The 19923-nt window shown below is 67.7% G+C and carries 16 protein-coding genes and 1 riboswitch; of the genes, 8 read left to right on the top strand and 8 right to left on the bottom strand.

Features of this window, described 5'->3' with window-relative positions; all coding sequences use genetic code 11:
* Positions 1 to 39: 39 nt before the first annotated feature.
* Positions 40 to 1437: a leucyl aminopeptidase family protein gene (locus tag V7Q48_RS00650; protein ID WP_333835650.1), complete on the bottom strand. Its 1398-nt coding sequence runs from the start codon at positions 1435 to 1437 to the stop codon at positions 40 to 42.
* A gap of 54 nt (positions 1438 to 1491) precedes the next feature.
* Between V7Q48_RS00650 and V7Q48_RS00645 the strand changes: the two genes are divergently transcribed.
* From V7Q48_RS00645 to V7Q48_RS00625, 5 genes are all read left to right on the top strand, one after another.
* Positions 1492 to 2358: a PdaC/SigV domain-containing protein gene (locus V7Q48_RS00645; RefSeq protein WP_333835649.1), complete on the top strand. Its 867-nt coding sequence runs from the start codon at positions 1492 to 1494 to the stop codon at positions 2356 to 2358.
* Positions 2359 to 2404: 46 nt separating this feature from the next.
* Entirely contained in the window at positions 2405 to 3235 is an 831-nt protein-coding gene (gene map / locus V7Q48_RS00640) for a type I methionyl aminopeptidase (RefSeq protein WP_333835648.1), read from the top strand.
* Positions 3236 to 3592: 357 nt separating this feature from the next.
* Entirely contained in the window at positions 3593 to 3931 is a 339-nt protein-coding gene (locus tag V7Q48_RS00635; protein ID WP_333835647.1) for a P-II family nitrogen regulator, read from the top strand.
* Between the two features lie 149 nt (positions 3932 to 4080).
* Complete coding sequence (gene glnA / locus V7Q48_RS00630; RefSeq protein ID WP_333835646.1) at positions 4081 to 5490, top strand: type I glutamate--ammonia ligase; 1410 nt, start codon at positions 4081 to 4083, stop codon at positions 5488 to 5490.
* 208 nt (positions 5491 to 5698) lie between these two features.
* Positions 5699 to 6214, top strand: a complete 516-nt coding sequence (locus V7Q48_RS00625) for a CHAP domain-containing protein (RefSeq protein ID WP_333835645.1) — start codon at positions 5699 to 5701, stop codon at positions 6212 to 6214.
* Positions 6215 to 6284: 70 nt separating this feature from the next.
* On the opposite strand, the gene V7Q48_RS00620 is transcribed toward V7Q48_RS00625, so the two are convergent.
* Positions 6285 to 8531 (bottom strand): putative bifunctional diguanylate cyclase/phosphodiesterase, encoded by a 2247-nt coding sequence (locus tag V7Q48_RS00620; protein WP_333835644.1) that lies wholly within the window; start codon positions 8529 to 8531, stop codon positions 6285 to 6287.
* Positions 8532 to 8771: 240 nt separating this feature from the next.
* Here V7Q48_RS00620 and V7Q48_RS00615 point away from each other — a divergent pair, with 240 nt between their 5' ends.
* Positions 8772 to 8921 (top strand): lmo0937 family membrane protein, encoded by a 150-nt coding sequence (locus tag V7Q48_RS00615; RefSeq protein WP_333835643.1) that lies wholly within the window; start codon positions 8772 to 8774, stop codon positions 8919 to 8921.
* A gap of 107 nt (positions 8922 to 9028) precedes the next feature.
* Here V7Q48_RS00615 and V7Q48_RS00610 read toward each other — a convergent pair whose 3' ends face one another.
* Positions 9029 to 9547, bottom strand: coding sequence for a MarR family winged helix-turn-helix transcriptional regulator (locus V7Q48_RS00610; RefSeq protein WP_442947074.1), 519 nt, complete (start codon positions 9545 to 9547; stop codon positions 9029 to 9031).
* A 114-nt stretch (positions 9548 to 9661) separates the two neighbouring features.
* On the opposite strand from V7Q48_RS00610, the gene V7Q48_RS00605 reads away from it, so the two are divergent.
* Entirely contained in the window at positions 9662 to 10090 is a 429-nt protein-coding gene (locus V7Q48_RS00605) for an organic hydroperoxide resistance protein (protein ID WP_333835642.1), read from the top strand.
* Between the two features lie 154 nt (positions 10091 to 10244).
* Here the strand turns inward: V7Q48_RS00605 and uvrA are convergent, their stop codons facing one another.
* The 5 genes from uvrA to V7Q48_RS00580 form a co-directional block, all read right to left on the bottom strand.
* Positions 10245 to 13199: an excinuclease ABC subunit UvrA gene (gene uvrA, locus V7Q48_RS00600; RefSeq protein ID WP_333835641.1), complete on the bottom strand. Its 2955-nt coding sequence runs from the start codon at positions 13197 to 13199 to the stop codon at positions 10245 to 10247.
* 147 nt (positions 13200 to 13346) lie between these two features.
* Positions 13347 to 14084 carry an ABC transporter ATP-binding protein gene (locus tag V7Q48_RS00595; protein ID WP_333835640.1) on the bottom strand — a complete coding sequence of 246 codons (738 nt, stop codon included), beginning with the start codon at positions 14082 to 14084 and terminating at the stop codon, positions 13347 to 13349.
* A gap of 28 nt (positions 14085 to 14112) precedes the next feature.
* Positions 14113 to 15099: a FecCD family ABC transporter permease gene (locus V7Q48_RS00590; RefSeq protein ID WP_333835639.1), complete on the bottom strand. Its 987-nt coding sequence runs from the start codon at positions 15097 to 15099 to the stop codon at positions 14113 to 14115.
* Positions 15096 to 15944 carry an ABC transporter substrate-binding protein gene (locus V7Q48_RS00585; protein ID WP_333835638.1) on the bottom strand — a complete coding sequence of 283 codons (849 nt, stop codon included), beginning with the start codon at positions 15942 to 15944 and terminating at the stop codon, positions 15096 to 15098. Before V7Q48_RS00585 ends, V7Q48_RS00590 begins: the two co-directional genes overlap by 4 nt.
* Before the next feature lie 130 nt (positions 15945 to 16074).
* Positions 16075 to 17958, bottom strand: coding sequence for a TonB-dependent receptor plug domain-containing protein (locus V7Q48_RS00580; RefSeq protein WP_333835637.1), 1884 nt, complete (start codon positions 17956 to 17958; stop codon positions 16075 to 16077).
* Positions 17959 to 18065: 107 nt separating this feature from the next.
* Positions 18066 to 18259, bottom strand: a riboswitch (cobalamin riboswitch).
* A 186-nt stretch (positions 18260 to 18445) separates the two neighbouring features.
* On the opposite strand from V7Q48_RS00580, the gene V7Q48_RS00575 reads away from it, so the two are divergent.
* Positions 18446 to 19771 carry a cell wall hydrolase gene (locus tag V7Q48_RS00575; RefSeq protein WP_333835636.1) on the top strand — a complete coding sequence of 442 codons (1326 nt, stop codon included), beginning with the start codon at positions 18446 to 18448 and terminating at the stop codon, positions 19769 to 19771.
* Positions 19772 to 19923 lie beyond the last annotated feature (152 nt).

Here is a 19923-nt window from a genome sequence, read left to right as displayed (position 1 = left end):
GCCGCACGGGCGGGACGATTTGCCCCGCCTCCCATTGCCTCAGGCCTGTCCGTAGCGCCCCAGCAACAGGCCCCAGGCTGCGCGAAGCCCCAACGCTTCACCACCCTTGGGGCGTCCGGGCTTGGCCGCAGGCCGCCAGGCGAAGGTGTCGAAATGGGCCCAGTCGATGCCTGCGCCCACGAACCGGTCGAGGAACAACGCCGCCACGCTCGACCCGGCAAAGCCGTTGGCGGGCGCGTTCTGCAAGTCCCCCACATCGGATTCCAGCCATTCGCGATAGCCATCGTGCAGCGGCAGGCGCCAGCACGGGTCGTCCCGCTCCAGCCCGGACGCGATCAGCGCTGCCGCGGTGTCGTCGGTGCGGGTGAACAGTGCCGGCAGGTCGGGGCCGAGCGCCACGCGCGCCGCGCCGGTCAGCGTGGCGAAATCGATGACCAGGTCCGGCCCGGCTTCGCTGGCACGCGTCAGCGCATCGCCGAGCACCAAGCGTCCCTCGGCATCGGTATTGGTAACCTCGACGCTCAGCCCCTGTCGCGTGCGCAGGATGTCGCCGGGCCGGAAGGCATTGCCCGCGATCGCGTTCTCGACCGCCGGGATCAGCAGATGCAGCCGCACCGGCAGCCCCTGCCCCATGATAAGCGCGGCTAGCGCCAGCGCGTGCGCGGCGCCGCCCATGTCCTTCTTCATCAGCAGCATGCCCGCCGCCGGCTTGATGTCGAGCCCGCCCGAATCGAAGCATACGCCCTTGCCCACCACCGCGACGCGCGGATGGCGCTCGTCGCCCCACTCCAGCTCGATCAGCCGCGGGGCATGGCTGCGGGCGGCGGCGCGGCCCACGGCGTGGATCATCGGGTACTCGCGCTCGAGCGCATCGCCGGACACCACATGGATCGTGGCATGGTGCGCCTTGGCCAAAGCGCGCGCCTCGGCCTCCAGCTGCGCAGGCCCCATGTCCTCGGCGGGTGTGTTGACGAGGTCGCGGACCATGGCGACGGCCGTCGCTTCGGCGAGCGCCCCCGGCAGCGCGCGCACTTCGCGGGTCAGGAGGATGCGCGGCTCGACCTCGCGGCCCGGTTCGGTGCGATAGCGATCGAAGCGGTACTGGCCGGTGACCCAGCCATGCATCGCTTTGCCTGCCTCGGCCCCATGCAGCCGATACGTGCCCGCGGGCAGCGTCTCGGCCGCGCGCGCCAGACACCAGGCCGACAGGTTCGATGCGTCGGCGACACCGGCCACCGCCTCCCAGGCATCGCCGCTTCCGTCGGGCACCACGGCAACCTCGCCGGGTCCGCCCTCGAACTTTTGCGCGGTCAGCATGGTGCGCGCCGTGGCACCACGGCTGCGGAACCATTCGGGCCACGCCGCCTTGTCGATGATGTGGAGGGGGATCGCCTTCTGGTCGCGATCGGGCTGGATCAGCGCGTGCTTGTCGGTCATCACCCTGATGTTGTGCCGCAGCCCCGCGGCGAATTCGAGAGGAAAATGCGGTCCATGCGGCGTTCGCCATCGGTTTCGGTCATTCTCGCCCCCCTGCTGGCCACCGCGGCCGTGACGCTTTCGGCGTGTTCGAAGACCCCGGAACCCGCCGCACCGCCCTCGGGTGGCGCTGCGGTCGAGGCCAGGGCGACCAGCACCGGCTCGAGCGCGACAGCATCGGCCACGACCAGCACGGACGCCGGCGGCAAGGGCACGGCCCATGCGGTCAAGGCCAGCAACGACTTGTACGAATTCACCTATTCCTGGCCCGGCGCCGCCGAGGCGATCCCGGCGCTGCGCGACCAATTGGCGCGCGACGAGGCAAGCGCGCGCAGCAAGCTCGAGGCCGCCGCGAAAGCGGGCCAGAGCGACGCCCGCCAGCACGGCTATCCCTTCCATCCCTTCGGCCATTGGCAGGAATGGCAGGTCGTGACCAACCTGCCGGGCTGGCTCAGCCTGTCGAGCCTTGTGGGCGACGACCGCGGCGGCGCGCATCCCAATTACGGCTATCAGGCGATCCTGTGGGACAAGCAGGCGGGCCTGCGCCGCGACGTGATGGACCTGTTCATCGCCCGCGCCGCGCTGTCGGGCGCGATCCATCAGCCGTTCTGCGACGAGCTCAAGCGGCAGCGCGCCAAGAAGCGCGGCGGCGTCGCCTCGATGGGCGGCGACAGCGGCTTCGACGCCTGTATCGATCCGCTGGCGCAGACGGTGATCCTCGGCTCGTCCAACGGCCGGACCTTCGACCGCATCGGCTTCCTCATCGCCCCCTACGAGGCGGGGCCTTATGCCGAGGGCAGCTACGAGGTCACCCTGCCGGTCACGCAGCGATTGATCGAGACGATCAAGCCCGAATGGCGCGGCGCGTTTTCGGCAAAATGATGTCCGCGCCTCGCAATTTGCGGGCGCCTGCGCTATCTTGGGCAGCATGACCGAATATCTGACCGTTGACGATACCGAGACCGTCCTGCGTGACGGCACGATCAAGCTCCATGGCCCCGCTGGCTTCGAGGGCATGCGCAAGGCTGGGCGCCTTGCCGCCGAAATCCTCGATGCCGTGGCGCCGCTGGTCCAGCCTGGCGTCAGCACCGCTGCGGTGGACGATCTGGTCCGCCAGATGACGCTCGACGCGGGCGCCGTGCCTGCCACACTCGGCTATCGCGGCTATGCCCACTCGTGCTGCATCTCGATCAACCATGTCGTGTGTCATGGCATTCCGTCGGAAAAAACCTTCAAGGACGGGGACATCGTCAACATCGACGTGACCCCGCTGCTCGACGGCTGGCACGGCGATTCCAGCCGCATGTACCTGGTCGGCGACGTACCGCTCAAGGCGCGCCGCCTGGTCGACGTGACCTATGAATGCCTGATGCTGGGCATCGAGCACGCCCGCCCCGGCGCGCGGCTGGGCGACATCGGCGCCGCGATCCAGGCCCATGCCGAGCGACAGCGCTACGGCGTGGTGCGCGATTTCTGCGGCCATGGCCTCGGCCGCCTGTTCCACGACGCTCCCGAGGTGGTGCACGCCGCGCGCGCCGGCACCGGTCCGGAATTGAAGCCCGGGATGTTCTTCACGATCGAGCCGATGATCAACCTCGGCAAGCCGGCGGTGAAGATCCTCGATGACGGCTGGACGGCGGTGACGCGCGACCGCTCGCTGTCGGCGCAGTTCGAGCACTCGATCGGCATCACCGAGGATGGCTGCGAGATCTTCACCACCAGCCCCAAGGGCCTGCACCAGCCGCCTTACGCGGTCTGATCGCCCTGACCGATCCCGGCAAGCATCCGTCTTGCCTCCATATCCCGCACCGGGCCCCGGACATCACCCGGGGCCCGCGTTGCTTCTGGCGCAGTTGCACAAAAAACAGGCACGCTGCCTTTTATTTGAGCACTAATCCGTCGTCTTCACGCAACAACCTGCATGAATATGCACAATCTTGGGTAGGATTCTTGCCCATGACCCGCATTTTGCGGCTTTCGCCCCGGCGTCCTATCGCCTAGTGCAATGTCCCTAACAGTGGCACGATTCTTGTTAGGATTTGCCACGGACGCGGACATCAACCGGCCGCCCGCCTTCCGGCGGCGCGGCTGCAACAGGCGCAGGGGTCAGAAACCGGTGAAGAAGATCGAAGCGATCATCAAACCCTTCAAGCTCGATGAAGTGAAGGAAGCGCTGCACGAGATCGGCGTGTCGGGCATCACCGTGACCGAGGCCAAGGGCTTCGGCCGGCAGAAGGGGCACACCGAGCTCTACCGCGGCGCCGAATACGTGGTGGACTTCCTCCCCAAGGTGAAGCTCGAAGTCGTCGTGCCCGATACCCTGGTCGATCGCGTGGTCGAGGCGGTCGCCGCCGCCGCGCAGACCGGCCGCATCGGTGACGGCAAGATCTTCGTGATCCCGATCGAGAGCGCGCTGCGCATCCGCACCGGCGAACGCGACAACGACGCCATCTGATTTACCGCCGCGCGCCGCTGCCCTGCCCTCATCGGGGTAGGCGCGGGGTGCGGCACGCTTGCGGGGGTGGCCTAGGGACGGGCGGCCTCCATTTCCTACCACCCCCAATGAAGCCCGGCACGCGATGCGGGCAAACAGAAGGACCAGCAATGGCTAGTGCAAAGGACATCCTCGCCCGCATCAAGGAAGAGGAAATCGAGTGGGTCGATCTTCGCTTCACCGACCCCAAGGGCAAGTGGCAGCACTTGACCATGGTGTCGTCGGTCCTGGGTGAGGACGAACTGGAAGACGGCCTGATGTTCGACGGTTCGTCGATCGAAGGCTGGAAGGCCATCAACGAGTCGGACATGATCCTCAAGCCCGACCTCGACTCGGTCTATGTCGATCCGTTCTCGGCCACGCCGATGCTCATCATCAACTGCGACATCGTCGAGCCGTCGACCGGCGAGCTCTACGCCCGCGATCCGCGCTCGACCGCCAAGCGCGCCGAAGCCTTCCTCAAGTCGACCGGCATCGGCGACACGATCTATGTTGGCCCGGAAGCCGAGTTCTTCCTGTTCGACGACGTCAAGTTCTATGACGGCTATGACGGCAACGGCTTCAAGATCGACGACATCGAGCTGCCGACCAACTCGAACCGCGAATACGAAGCGGGCAACCTCGCGCACCGTCCGCGCGCCAAGGGCGGCTACTTCCCCGTCGCCCCGGTCGACAGCTGCGTCGACATCCGTGGCGAAATGGTCTCGACCATGCTCGAAATGGGCCTCCCCTGCGACAAGCATCACCACGAAGTGGCCGCCGCGCAGCACGAACTCGGTCTGACCTTCGGCACGCTGGTCCAGACCGCCGACCGCATGCAGATCTACAAGTACGTCGTCCACCAGGTCGCGCAGGCCTACGGTAAGACGGCCACGTTCATGCCCAAGCCGATCATGAAGGACAACGGCTCGGGCATGCACACCCACATGTCGATCTGGTCGGAAGGCAAGCCGCTCTTCGCCGGCAACGGCTATGCCGGCCTGTCGGACATGTGCCTCTACTACATCGGCGGTGTCATCAAGCACGCCAAGGCCCTCAACGCCTTCACCAACCCGACCACCAACAGCTACAAGCGCCTGGTGCCGGGCTACGAAGCCCCCGTGCTGCTGGCCTATTCGGCCCGCAACCGCTCGGCCTCGTGCCGCATCCCCTACGGTGCCGGCACCAAGGCGAAGCGCGTCGAGTTCCGCTTCCCCGACGCGATGGCCAACCCCTACCTCGCCTATGCCGCGCTGCTCATGGCCGGCCTCGACGGGATCAAGAACAAGATCCACCCCGGCGACGCCATGGACAAGAACCTCTACGATCTGCCGCCGGCAGAACTCGCTCAGGTTCCGACTGTGTGCGGTAGCCTGCGTGAAGCGCTGGAATCGCTCCAGGCCGATCACGAGTTCCTGCTCGACGGCGGCGTGTTCACCAAGGACCAGATCGAGGCCTACATCGAACTGAAGTGGCCCGAAGTGTTCCGTTGGGAAACCACCCCGTCGGCGGTCGAATTCGACATGTACTACAGCGCCTGATCGCGCTTTTGCACCGCCGCATCGCGCGGCGCTTGTGCGCAACAAAACTGCCCGGACCCAAGCGGTCCGGGCATTTTTGCATCGATTGCTGCCGCATCGCAGCACTTATCCACAGCCTGCATTTTGAGCCGACGAACGGTTGGCGGCGCGCGGTGAAGCGCGGGAACCCCCGGTTCACGAATCCGACAGGTTCCCTAAAGTGCAGGCCATGCTTCGCACCGCACTCACCGCTGCCGCCGCCTTCGCAACGCTTGCTGCACTGCCGAACGTGGCCCATGCGCGGCTCCAGTGCGTGACTTATGCGCGGCAGGTTTCGGACGTGCAGCTGAGCGGCAACGCCCGCGAATGGTGGGGCAATGCTGCAGGCACCTATGCCCGCGGACAGGCCCCCCAGGCCGGCGCCGTCCTCGCCTTCCGTGCATCGTCGGCGATGCCCTACGGCCACGTCGCCGTGGTCAGCAAGGTGGTCGATGCACGCCACGTCATGATCAACCACGCCAATTGGTCGCGCCCCGGCATGGTCGAGCGCGGCGTCATGGCGGTGGACGTCTCGCCCGCTGGCGACTGGAGCCAGGTCCGCGTGTGGTACGGCCCGACCCGTTCGCTTGGCCTGCGCCCCTCGCCCGCCTTCGGTTTCATCTACGCCCATGGCGCACCGGCCAGCACCGCCCCCGTCACCGTGACGGCGTCGATCACGCTGCCGTCGGATCCTGCGAACGGCTGAGGCCTTCGCTTGTACCGATGACAAAAGCCGCCCTCGAGGCGGCTTTTTTGTTGCCCGGTAGTGCGCGTTCTCAGCCGACGCAGCGCAGGCCGTCGGCCGGACGCAGGCTGAGCAGCGCCCGCGCCTCGGTGACCGGCAGCGCCGGCCAGTAGAGATAGCCCTGCGCCATCTCGCAACCGGCGGCACGCACAAGGTGTTGCTGGGTCACGGTCTCGACACCCTCGGCCACGACCTTCATCCGCAACATCTGCCCCAGGTCCGCGATCGCACCGAGGATGGCCTGCGCGTCGCCGTCGGACTCGATATGCTGCACGAACGAACGATCGATCTTGATGCGATCGAACTGGAACGACCGGAGATAGCTGAGCGAGGAATAACCGGTGCCGAAGTCGTCGAGCGCGATGCGGAAGCCCATGTGTTGCAGGGCGCGCAACGATTCCGCGACCTGTTCGCTGCGATCGAGCATCACGCTCTCGGTCACCTCGAGGATCACGCGCGCCGGATCGATCCGCGTTTCCTGGACCAGTGCCTCGACCGTCTCGACGAAACCATGTGCCATGATCTGCAGCGGAGAGAGGTTGATCGAGATGTCGCAGCTGGGCCAGGCGCGGCATTCCGCAAAAACCCGGCGCAGCATCCAGGTGCCGAGCGGCACCATCAGCCCGCATTGTTCGGCGATGGGAATGAATGTCGCAGGCGTGATGTTACCGCGCAGCAGGTGCGGCCAGCGCAGCAGCGCCTCGAAGCCCTCGATCTGACCGGTGGCAAGATCGATGATCGGCTGGAAATGCGGCTCGAGCTCGTCCGCCGCCAGGGCATGGCGCAGTTCGACCTCGAGCTCGCGCTGGAGCCGCTCGCTCGCGTCCATGCCGTTGGTATAGCAGCGGTAGCGGGCGCGCCCGCCTTCCTTGGCGCGATAGAGCGCGATGTCGGCGCGGCGCAGCAGTTCGCCCGGATCGTCGGATTGGTCGGGCCCCCAGCTGATCCCGCACGAACAGGTCACGCCCAGGCTATGGCCCGACACGATGAACGGATCGGCCATCGCGCCGACGATCTGCCGGCCCAGCGCATTGGCCGCCGACAGCCCGCCGGTCGCACAGCGCATGATGACGAATTCATCCCCGCCGAAGCGCGCAATCATGTCGTCGGGCAACAGGCGCTCGTGCAACCGTGCCGCCACCTGCTTGACCAGCTGGTCGCCGACATGATGGCCCATGGTGTCGTTGACCGACTTGAAGGCATCGAGATCGATATAGGCGACGAAGACATCTCCGCCCTGCTCCGACGCGACGATCTCGCCCAGCGCGCTACGCAGGCGATCCATGAAGTGCACGCGATTGGCCAGGCCCGACATCGGATCATGCAACGCGTTGTGCTGAGCCTGCGCCTCGCTTACCTGCAATTCACGGGTGGTGCGATGCATCCGCCGCACGATCACCGTGCCGCCAATCAGCACCGCCATGAACAGCACGATATAACTGACCAGCAGGGGCGCAGTCCCGCGCCAGATCACGGGGCCGGGCATGTCGCCCCGCCAGGCGAAATAGCCCAGTGGCGTCCCGTCGGCGGCCGTCGCTGGAACCGCATTTCCGTCGTTGGCCTCCGGCATGGTGCGGGTAAAGCGGAAGTCACGGATAAGAAGGTCGGCGCCGAGCTCGTGCAGCATGGCCGGCTCGATCGGCCGCACGGTCACGAAATATTGGGGTTCTCCGGTCAGCAGCGCGAAAGTCCGGTCCGGTACAATCGCCGCCGCCGTGAGCAGGATCAGCTCTCCGTCACGCAGCGCCACGGCACCGGTCCAGCGCGACAGTGGTGCCCCGCGCTTATTGAACGGCCATAGCACGTTGCCGAGACGACGCAGGCCTGCCGGCTTGCCCATGGTCCGCCCGCTGGTCCGGGCGCGGTGCAGAACGGCCTCGACCTGCCAACGCATTGCGCCATAGCGATAATCATCGGCCGGCTTGCCTTGACGCCATGCACGCACCAGCGTGCCGTCGGGGCGAACGACCATGCTCTCGTGCGCGCCCTGGTTGGTGAAAGGAAACTCGCCGAGCTCGCGGTCCATCCACGCCAGGTCCGGCTTGCCCTGCGTGTGCCGGACGGTTTCGTCCCAGACGATCTGCCCGGTCTGGGCCATGATCAGTGCGCGCATCCGCCCGTCGAGATAGCGCGAAACCATCTGCTGTTCGTCCTTGCGGGTGAAGTTGTCGGCCACCCGGATCGAATGCTGGAACGCCGCTATCAGCGCCGCGGACAGGGCCAGCAGCGCGATAAACGTGGTGATGACCACCCAGTCCGTGCGCCGACTTCCGCTCACCCGTTGCCCCCGCGAACTTCGTGGGGTCCATAAGGTCCCCATCACCTTTCATGGATTGGGCCAACAATACCAACAAATGGTTATCACGCCGCAACTTGACTGATGTTTTACGGCCCGTGCCATCGCATCGCGGAACCCGCCGTCACATTCGACGTTTCCAGCACCATAGAGGGCCATGTCTCGGTGTCGGCGGCGAAAGCCGCAAGATGCAGGGGGGCCACAACATCTGAGGAGCCTGCCATGCTGCTGACCATCGCCCTTGTCCTGCTCGTTCTCTGGGCGCTCGGCGTTTTCGCCTTCAAGGTGACCGCCGGCGTGATCCACATCCTGCTGGTGCTGGCGATCATCGTCGGCCTGATCCAGCTGTTCACTGGCCGTCGTACGGTTTAAACCGCCGTGCCCGGCACGACGGTGCCGGCTCATTGCGCGATAGCCGCCCTGCCCTCACCGGCAGGGCGGTTTCGTATGGGGCCCGTTCGTGAAGCGCTACCGGGCCTTCAGCCTACGTCGTCCCTGATCGCCGCGCTCATCCGGTCGATTGTCCGCTTCATCGCCTCGAGATCTGCCAGCGGCAGGTCGAGCGCCTCGAGAACGTCGAGAGGGACGCAGTCCACCGCCTGCGCGGCCACGCGCCCGGCCGGGGTCAGCGCGATCCGCACCACGCGCTCGTCATGGCCATCGCGCCGCCGCGTCACATGCCCGGCCGCTTCCATGCGTTTGAGCAGCGGGGTCAGCGTGCTCGATTCGAGGAACAGGGCCTCGCCCAGCTGACTGACCGTGCGGTCGTCTGCCTGCAACAGTGCGACGAGGACGAGGTACTGCAGGTAAGTCAGCCCGTGCGGTGCCAGCAACTGCTTGTAAAGCCGATTGAACGCCAGCTGCGCCGCATAGACCGAGAAGCACAGCATCTGGCCGAATGGCTGCGAACCCTCCCCGGCTGAGAGGCGCTCCCCCCTCTCGCGCAGCGACTGCGCAAGCTGAGGGCCGGTAAGCGAAAGATCGGCGATTTTTTCCATCGTACGAATATAAATCGCATACGACCCTTCACAAGGCCTTGACCAACGAGCCTGGCGCCCTATTTAGATCGTGCACGATTTAATATTGCACGACTCACATGGAAAGGACCTCTCATGTCGATCAAGCCGCTCTACACCGCCCATGCCTCCGCCACCGGTGGCCGCGATGGCCGTGCCGTCATCGCCGAGAACCCGCTCGACATTACCCTGGCCTCGCCCAAGGAACTCGGCGGTAATGGCGCCGGCAACAATCCCGAGCAGCTATTTGCCGCCGGCTATGCGGCCTGCTTCATCGGCGCGATGAAGTTCGCGGCCAGCCAGGACAAGGCACTGCCGCGCGTCTCCAGCGACGTTTCGGTGGATTCGGCCGTGGGCATCGGCGCGCGCGACGACGGCGGGTTCGGCCTGTCGGTTGCGCTCACGATCAACCTGCCCGGCGTCGACCGCGCTGCTGCCGAGGAACTCGTGGCTCGCGCCGACACCATCTGCCCCTACAGCCACGCCACGCGCGGCAACATCGACGTCACGCTGACGGTTGCCTGACGCTGAAAGGACGGCGCTGCGCGTGCAGTGCCGTCCTGCGATGGCGGGTAAGGGCGCCCTTCGACAGGCTCAGGGCGAACGGAGATATGGTGAGATCCCCTATCGCAAACCGTTCGGGCTGAGCTTGTCGAAGCCCAACCCCAGCTCCAGCGGCCTACTTCTTCAGCAAGGGCGCGAGATAGTGCCCGGTGAAGCTGGCCTTGTTCTTGACCACCTGCTCGGGCGTCCCGGTCGCCACGACTTCGCCACCACGCACGCCACCTTCGGGGCCCATGTCGATGATCCAGTCGGCGGTCTTGATGACGTCGAGGTTGTGCTCGATCACCACCACGCTGTTGCCCTGTTCGACCAGCCGGTGCAGCACTTCGAGCAGCTTGCGCACGTCCTCGAAGTGCAGGCCGGTGGTCGGCTCGTCGAGGATGTAGAGCGTCTGCCCGGTGGAGCGGCGCGCCAGCTCCTTGGCCAGCTTGACGCGTTGCGCCTCGCCGCCCGAAAGCGTCGTCGCCTGCTGGCCGACCTTGACGTAGCCGAGCCCGACTTCGTTGAGCATCGCCATGCGATCGCGGATCGGCGGCACCGCCTTGAAGAACTCGACCGCATCCTCGATCGTCATGTCGAGCACGTCGGCGATCGAGTGCCCCTTGAACTTCACGTCGAGGGTCTCGCGGTTGTAGCGCTTGCCGCCGCATTCCTCGCAAGTGACGTAGACGTCGGGCAGGAAGTGCATCTCGATCTTGATAAGGCCGTCGCCCTGGCACGCCTCGCAGCGGCCACCCTTGACGTTGAAGCTGAACCGCCCCGCCTTGTAGCCGCGCGCCTCCGCCTCGGGCAGGCCGGCGAACCAGTCACGGATCAGCGTGAACGAGCCCGTGTAGGTCGCGGGGTTCGAACGCGGGGTGCGTCCGATCGGGGACTGGTCGATCTCGATCACCTTGTCGCAGTGCTCGAGGCCCTTGATCGCATCGTGCGGGCCGGCAATCACACGCGCGCCGTTGAGCGTGCGCGCGGCACCGGCCTGCAGCGTATCGATCGTCAGGCTCGACTTGCCCGACCCCGAAACGCCGGTGATGCAGCAGAACGTGCCGAGCGGGATGCTCGCGGTCACGTCCTTGAGATTGTTGGCGCGCGCGCCTTCGATCACGATCTTGTGACCATTGCCCTTGCGGCGCTTCTTGGGCACCTCGATCCGGCGCACACCGGTGAGGTACTGACCAGTCAGGCTGTCCTCGCTGGCGAGAATGTCGTCGAGCGTCCCTTGGGCCACGATCTGCCCGCCGTGCACGCCTGCGCCCGGGCCGAGGTCGACGACGTAGTCTGCCGTGCGGATCGCGTCCTCGTCATGCTCGACCACGATGACCGTGTTGCCAAGGTCGCGCAGCCGCTTTAGCGTTTCGAGCAACCGGTCGTTGTCGCGCTGGTGCAGGCCGATCGACGGCTCGTCGAGCACGTAGAGCACGCCCGACAGGCCCGAGCCGATCTGGCTGGCGAGGCGGATGCGCTGCGATTCCCCGCCCGAGAGCGTGCCCGAGGTACGATCGAGGTTGAGGTAATCGAGCCCGACGTTGTTGAGGAAGCCGAGGCGCTCGTTGATTTCCTTGAGGATGGCCTTGGCGATCTGGCTCTGCTGGCTGGTCAGCTTGCCGTCGAGCGTGGCGAACCACTCCAGCGCATCGCTGACCGAAAGGTGCGTGGTCGCCGAGATGTCGTTGCCCGCCACCTTCACGCTGAGCGCCTCGGGCTTGAGGCGCGCACCTTCGCAGACCTCGCACGGCTGCGCCGACTGGTACTTGCCCAGTTCCTCGCGCATCCACGCGCTTTCGGTCTGCAGCATGCGGCGGTTGAGATTGCCGATGACGCCCTCGAACGCCTTCTGCACGGTGTAGCTCTTCTTGCCGTCGACGAAGGTCAGCGGCACGGCCTTGCCCGCGGTGCCATGCAGGATCACGACCTTCACCTCGCCGGGCAGCTTGTCCCACGGGGTATCGAGCTTGAAACCGAAATGATCGGCCAGGCTCGCCAGAACCTGCATGTAATAGGGGCTCGGCGGGTTGGACTTGGCCCAGGGCACGATAGCCCCCTGCTTGAGGCTCAAATGCTCGTTCGGCACGACCAGTTGCGGGTCGAACAGCAGTTTTTCACCCAGGCCATCACAGGCCGGGCACGCGCCCTGTGGCGCATTGAACGAGAACAGGCGCGGCTCGAGCGCGTCGAGTGTAAAGCCCGAGACCGGGCAGGCGAACTTTTCCGACAGGACGATGCGGTTGTCGGGCAGACCCGCACCCTTGAGCTGGCCACCCTTGGCATTCTTGGCGCCGCGCTTGGCCTTTTCGGGCGCTGGCTCGCCATTGAGTTCGGCGACCGTCGTGTCGGCCAAGTCGATGAAGACGAGACCATCGGCGAGCTTGAGCGCCTGCTCGAAGCTGTCGGCCAGTCGCGTCTGGATGCCGTCCTTGACCGCGATGCGATCGACCACGACTTCGATGTCGTGCTTGAGCTTCTTGTCGAGAGCGGGCGCGTCCTCGATCGCATAAAGCTCACCGTCGATGCGCACGCGGGTGTAGCCCGCCTTCTGCCACTCGGCGAGTTCCTTGCGGTATTCTCCCTTGCGCGCGCGAACCACGGGCGCGAGCAGATAGGCGCGCGTTCCCTCGGGCAGGGCCATGACGCGATCGACCATCTGGCTGACGGTCTGCGCGCTGATCGGCAAGCCTGTCGCGGGCGAATAGGGAATGCCGATGCGCGCCCACAGCAGGCGCATGTAGTCGTAGATCTCGGTGACGGTGGCGACGGTCGAGCGCGGGTTGCGGCTGGTCGTCTTCTGCTCGATCGAAATGGCCGGCGAGAGCCCGTCGATATGCTCGACATCGGGCTTCTGCATCATCTCGAGGAACTGGCGCGCATAGGCCGACAGCGATTCGACGTAGCGACGCTGGCCTTCGGCATAGATCGTGTCGAACGCGAGGCTCGACTTGCCCGAGCCGGACAGGCCGGTGATGACGACGAGGCTGTCGCGCGGCAGGTCGACGTCGATGCCCTTGAGGTTGTGCTCGCGCGCGCCGCGCACGGAAAGAGTGGTCAGGGCGCTGCGGGTCAGGGGAGCGGTCGACATGAAGGGCGGTGTTCCATATTTGTTCGATTCACGCAACCCTGTCGCAGGCCGGCGCCGCGCATGCGGGCTGGCCCGAAGGAGCGCGGGGATGGCCCCCATGTGGGAAGCCGGGACCGATAGGGCAAGCTGGCCTGCCGGGCAGAACCGTCAGCCGATCGCCAGCGCCTGGCTGCGCCCGTCACCGACCCAGCGGGCTTGCACCCCCCAGACGCGCGCCACCACATCCTCGGCCAGCGCGACATGCGGCGCACCGGCCGCCGCCACGCTGCCGCGATCGAGCACGACGACATGATCGGCGTGGTTCATCGCCAGGGCAAGATCGTGGACGACCACGACCACCCCCACCCCCTGCCCTGCCAGACGATGCAGATGGGCCAGCAAGGCTTGCTGATGCGCAAGGTCGAGCGCAGCGAGCGGCTCGTCCGCCAGGATCCAGCGTGGCTGCCCCGCCAGCACGCGCGCCAGCAGCGCGCGCGCGCGTTCGCCGCCCGACAGCGTGCCGACCTCGCGCGTGGCCAGCGGCACGAGATCGAGCGCAGTGAGGGCCGCGACGGTGGCTGCGGCATCGACCCGGTCGGATGTGCGATGCGGCAGCCGGCCGAGCCGAACCAGCGTCTCCACCGTGACGTTCCACGCGACATCCCCGGCCTGTGGCAGGTAGCCGATCGCCATGGCCCGCTCGCGACCGCTGAAATCCGCCAGGCGGTTCTCGCCAAGGCGGACCTGGCCGCCATCGGGCACCGTCAACCCGGCCAGGGCCGAGAGCAGCGTGGACTTGCCCGCGCCATTGGGCCCGCAGATCATGGTGACGTGGCCGGGCGCAAGCCCCGCGCCCACCGCGCGCAGGCGGCCGACCACGGTCAGGGCGTCGGCGATCAGCTCCATGCGTGCGCCTCCTGAAACGCGTCCGCCATCATGACAGCCCCCGGCGCAGGCGCAGCAACAAGTGCAGGAAGAACGGCGCACCGAGCAGCGACAGAGCGATGCCCAGCCGCAGCTCGCCCCCGGCGAGGGGCAACAAGCGGCAAACAGTATCGGCCAGCAGCAGCAGCAGCGCCCCGGCGAGCGCGCTGGGCAACAGCAGGCTGGACGGCCGGCGATCGGTGAAAGGGCGGACGAAGTGCGGCACCATCAGGCCGACGAAGCCGATTATGCCTGCGGCAGATACCCCGGCGCCCACGACCAGCCCGACACCCAGCACCATGAGGACGCGCAGCCTGCTCGGCTCCAGCCCGAGCGACCGCGCGGCCAGTTCGCCGAGCGTGAGCGCATCGAGCGAGGGGCCGGCGCGCCACAGCACGGCAAGGCCGGCCAGCGTCAGCGGCGCGGCGATGGCGACATCGTGCCAGCTGCGATCGGCCAGTGCCCCCATCAACCAGGTGACGATCTCGGTCAGCGCGAAAGGGTTGGGCGCCACGCTGATCGCCAGGCTGGTCAGCGCACCCGCGAGGCTCGACAGCATCATGCCGGTCAGCGTGAACAGCGCGACGCCGCCCGCCAGCCCGGCGCGCGATCCCGAAGCGATGAGGGCAAGCAGCACCATCCCGCCGGCCGCGCCCGCCAGCGCCATCGCCGGCAACAGGAACGGCTGCGCGGCAAAGCCGAAGAACAGCGACAAGACCGCACCGAGCGCAGCGAGCGGGGCGACGCCGAACAGGCCGGGGTCGGCAAGCGGGTTGCGCAGGTAGCCTTGCATCGCCGCACCCGAGGCACCGAGCCCCGCGCCCACAACCACGGCAAGCAAGCCGCGCGGCAGGCGCAGTTGCGCGAGGATCACCAGCGCGTTCGGACCTGTCGCATGGAACGGGTCGATCCAGACCTGCCCCGCCAGCAGGCACAGCGGAAAAACCATCAGCAGCCCGGCGCCCAAGACCAGAGAGGGAAGAAAAGCCCGGCTCATCGCGCCTGCTCCACCTGGCGGCGTACCTGCGCCAACCGCGCCATCAGGCGGGGAATGGTCGGCCCACCGCAAAAGATCAAATTTGGCGCCAGGGTCGCGTGCGCGGTGCCCTTCAGCGCCGCAAGCGCAGGGTGCACCAGCAGGCGATCGTCGTCGGGCACCGAACCGGCATCGCCGCCGACGGCGAGGATCAGGCGTGGCGGATCGGCGAGCATGCGCTCGAGCGGCAGGCGTTGTGCCTGACCGAGCCCGCGCTGCGCACTGAAATTGCTGAAGCCGGCGCGCGCCATGGCGTCCGACACCAGTGTCTCGCGTCCCGGCACGATGCCGCCCGGCTCCCACAGCACCGTGGCGATCGGGCGCGCGCCCTGCGGCGGTGCGGCGGCGGCGATAGCCCGGTCGATGCGCGCCACCAGCGCCTCGCCACGATCGGGATGACCGGCCAGCGCCGCCAGTTGCCGGACCTGGTCGCGGGCCTCGGCCAGCGAGTTGGCGATGGTCACCGTCTCGACGCGCAGGCCGAGGCGGCGCATCGCGGCCAGGCTGGCAGGATCGGTATAGACGCTGGCGACGGTGACGTCGGGCCGTGCCGCCAACACGCCCTCGACCGCGCCGGATAGGGCAGGGAAGCGCCGCGCGAGGCCTGCATCCATCGAGCTTTGCGCGGGATCGCTGCTATAGCGTGACAGACCGCGGATCTGCGCCGGATCGGCCACTTCGGCCAGGATCGCATCGCTGCAAGGATTGAGCGAGACGATCGTCGGACCGCCACCGCGCGGGGGTGGCGGCGGCGCCGATCCGCCGGCCGTGCAACCCGCCTGGGCGAGCAGCATCGCCAGCGCCACCGGGGCCGCCGCCCGGCCCGCTGCACCACGATGTCGCAGCGAGCCGAGGCGACGCGGCCGCCCATCCGCCGCGCCCGGTCGGGTCGCAGCGGATCGGGGGGGACAAGGGGCTGCCGCGCCGCGCAGCACGTCAGTAGCGCACGCGCAGGCCGCCGAAGACCGACCGGCCCAGCGCGCCGTATCCGGCAGCGGTGACCAGCGGCTTGTCGAACACGTTTTCCACCCGGCCGAAAAGTTCAGCCTGGTGAAGCACGGGCAGGCTGGCGCGCAGCGTGGTCACCGCGCCGCCCTGCAGCTTGACCGTATTGGCCGCGTTCTCAAAGCTTTCGGACTGGAACCTGACATCGCCTGCGAGCGTGAGGCCGGCGAGCGGCGTTGTCCAGTCCAGCGAGGTGGTGAGCGCGTGCTGCGGCCGCCGCGCAAGATCGCGGCCAAACGTGGCCGAGCCGCGCGTGCGATCGGTCGCCTCGGTATAGGCATAGGCGATCTGCCCCTTGAGGCGCGGGCTGATCGTGGCCCCCACATCGAGTTCCGCACCCTGCGCCCGCGCGCGGCCCACGTTGTCGTAGGTGCCAAAAGGCCGCGCCGTGCAGATCCCGCCGGTCACGCTGAAGCACGACACGAAGGCAACGAGATTACGCGTGTCGCGGCGGAACAGCGTGACACCGGCATGGAACGTGCCGTCGGGCGCGACATAGGCCACCCCTGCATCATAGCTGCGGCTGCGCTCGGGCTGGAGCGCTGCGTTGCCGTAGTCGGGCGAGAGTAGCTGATAGAGCGTCGGCGCGCGGAAGCCCTCGCCATAGCTGGCGTTGAGGCGCAGGCCGCGAGCCACCTCGAGGGTGCCGTTGCCGCCGAAGCTCCAGTTGCTGCCGAACTGGCTGTGTTCGTCGTAGCGCACGCCGCCGGCAAGACTCGCCTTGGCACCGTACCAGCCCAGCAGCGCATGGCCGCTGGTGAGGTGCGCGTTCTGGCGCGCATCATAGGTGCTGTCGAAGCGCGTCCATTCGCGGTCGGCGCCGAAGTCGATCGCGAAGTCGCTGGGCAGCTTGTATCGGCCGACCAGTTCGGCGCGCTCGCTGCGGCCGTTATAGCCGTATTCGAAGCTGTCATCGGCCCCGCCGGTATAATAGCGACGCCGCGTGTCCGACAGCGCATAGCCGGCATCGAGCGTCAGCGCCTCGCCGGCGTAATGCAGCCCGGTGCGGCCGAAGAATTGCCGCGTCGTCTGGTATTCGGGCGTATCGGCGAAGGTGTAGGTGGGCGCCGGATAGCCGTCGATGTCGACGCGCCCGTCGGCGTAGCGGGCCGTGGCGACGACCGACAGGGTATCGGTCAGGTTCACGCGGCCCTTCCCGCCGACGCGCCACTGGTCGTAGCCGTCGCGCTCGGTGCCCTTGGCCGCGGCGGAGACGCCATCGGTGGTGACGTAGCCGCCGTTGAGCGAGAAGGCGTATCGATCACGCTTCACCCCAGCGACCGCATCGGCATCGAACGTGCGGCGCGAGCCGTATTCGGCCGAGGCTTCCACCCCGTCGATGTCGCGCGTGGTCAGCGCGATCACGCCGCCGATCGCCGAGCTGCCCCAGACCACCGAGTTGGAACCGCGCAGCACTTCGATGCGCTCGATCCCGCCGCTGGTCAGCGTGCCGAAATCGAACCCGCCCGACGGCGCCGAGGGATCTTCGACGCGGACGCCGTCGACGAGGACGAGGGTGTGCTGCCCCTCGCCGCCGCGCAGGCGCACCGCGGTCTGCGCGCCGAGGCTGCCGGTCCGCGACAGCGTGAGACCAGGCACTCGCTCGAGAACGCGCGTCAGATCGGGGCCCTGCACGGCCTGGATCGTCTCGAGCGGCACGACGCTGATCGCCGCGCCGGTGCGGTCGAGCGAAAGGTCGCTGCCGGTGGCGAGCACGGTGATGGGCGCGGCGTTTGCACTGGCCTCATCGGCACGTGCAGAAACGGGCGCTGCCAGCACCAGACAGGCCACGAGGGCGCGATGCGATGTCTTCATTGTCTTTTCCTCCCGGCCCATGGACTTTGCCGTCCATGGCGGGAGGTCCGCCGGGCCAAGGGGCGGAAACTCACCACGCTTGCACCCGGTACACCCCGCCCGGCTGCGGAACGACCACACACCGGCAGGTTTCCTGGCTCGCCCGGGGTCATCACGGCGCGCCGGCCTTCCCATCCTTCCGCAGAAGGTCAGTGGCCATCGTGGCGCGCGCTCGTCCGGGCACAGTTGCGGGGGCAGCGCCGGTTGGTTCCGGCTTCCCTCTTAGCCCGCTCTCGCGGGCACCGGTGGCGTCGGGCCGAGCCGATACCGATGCCGGACCCGCGCGACAAGAGTGCCCATGCATTTAACCTGTCGGTAGCCTGTTGTATCTTATCGGGACGATGCCGATTCATGGGATGCGGGCAAGGCCGCGCCGCATTAGCGCACGATCGACCAAGCCTCTGCCGGCTCACCCCGGCGCCGGATCCCAGGAACGCCCCACGCCGCGATGACCGCCTGTCAGACCTTCACGACCCCGACCCTTCCGCCCGAGGCGCTGTTGCCGCCGCCGGGCCCGGAAGCGCGCGCGGCCGCGGTCCGGCAACGGCAGGTCGACGGTGCGACGATCGGCACGCTGATGGCGTCGCCGTTGCGGGGGCGGGACTTCACCGCGCGGATCCGCCGGCGCGACATCCAGTCCTGGCGCCGCCAGCATCGCCGGCGCGACATGCTGGTGGAGCGTGCCGCCGGGATCGCTGCGATCGGTGCGCTCGGGCTGGTGCTCGGCGCCATCGGCTGGGGCCAGCCCGGCATCGACCGCGCCACCGCGCGCGACGGATCGCAAGGGCTGCAGCCGTTCGAACAATCGGGCGAGAGCTTCCCCGGCTCGGCATTCTATTACCTTGCACCCGAAGACAGCGGCCTGCTTGCGCCTGACGAGGCCGCGCGCTCGTGGGATCGGCAACTGGCTGCGATCCACGGCGACGACGCCCCGGCGCCGGGGGCTGCACCTTGGCCCGGAGCGGGCGTCGCCCGCCCCTTGTTCGCGGCCGGCAGCACCGAGGACCGCTGGCGTGCGCTGCAGTGCCTGACCACGGCGATCTATTACGAGGCCGCCTCCGAACCCGATGCCGGGCAGCGTGCGGTGGCTCAGGTCGTGCTCAATCGCGTGGCACACCCCGCGTTTCCCAAGACGGTCTGCGGCGTGGTCTATCAGGGTTCGGAACGCCCCGGCTGCCAGTTCAGCTTCGCCTGCGATGGCGCTATGGCCCGGCGCCCGGTGCAGCAGTTCTGGGACCGCGCCCGCCGCGTTGCCGCCGATGCCCTGGCCGGCAACGTCTATGCGCCTGTCGGCCTTGCGACCCATTACCATACGAGCGCGGTCCATCCCTATTGGGCCGACAGCCTGGCCTTCGTCGGCACCATCGGCGCGCACCGTTTCTATCGCTGGGCCGGGATGGCCGGACGCGTCAGCGCCTTCACCGCCAGCTACCGCGGGTTCGAGCCGCTGGCCGCACCGCACCCGCGCACCTGGGTTCCCGCAGCGACGGATGTCGCGGACCCGCTCGTGCTCGAAAAGGCGTTCGAGCAGGGCCGGCTCCAGGCCTATGACGCCGCGACCGGATCGGGAGCAGGTGCCGCCGGCGGGGCGGTCGCCGGGACCCGCGCCGGGCTTGCCATCGGCATCGGCACCGCACCGGAGAAAGCTTCGGGCCCCGGCGTGGCCCCCCCCGCCCCGCCGGCAACGTCCGCCCAACCGGCGACGACGATCCGCCCCGAGGCTCGGCAGGCCTATGAAAATGCAGGGAAGTGGATCGCCCAGCCGGGCGGTTGATCGCAAAAATAGCGATCAACGACGCGTTTACCCTCTCGCCTCACGCCCTGTTAGGCGCGCGCATCGTAGCAGGACGGCAGGCACACGCAGGAATTAATCCCGTAACGCACGTGCCGATCGATGCGCCGCAAGACCACCCGGTCGACCGGCAT

Origin of the sequence: Novosphingobium sp. (assembly GCF_036803765.1) — a bacterium.
GTDB lineage: Bacteria > Pseudomonadota > Alphaproteobacteria > Sphingomonadales > Sphingomonadaceae > Novosphingobium.
Note: the sequence above shows the minus strand (reverse complement) of the source record. Positions and strands in the feature narration are given on the sequence as shown.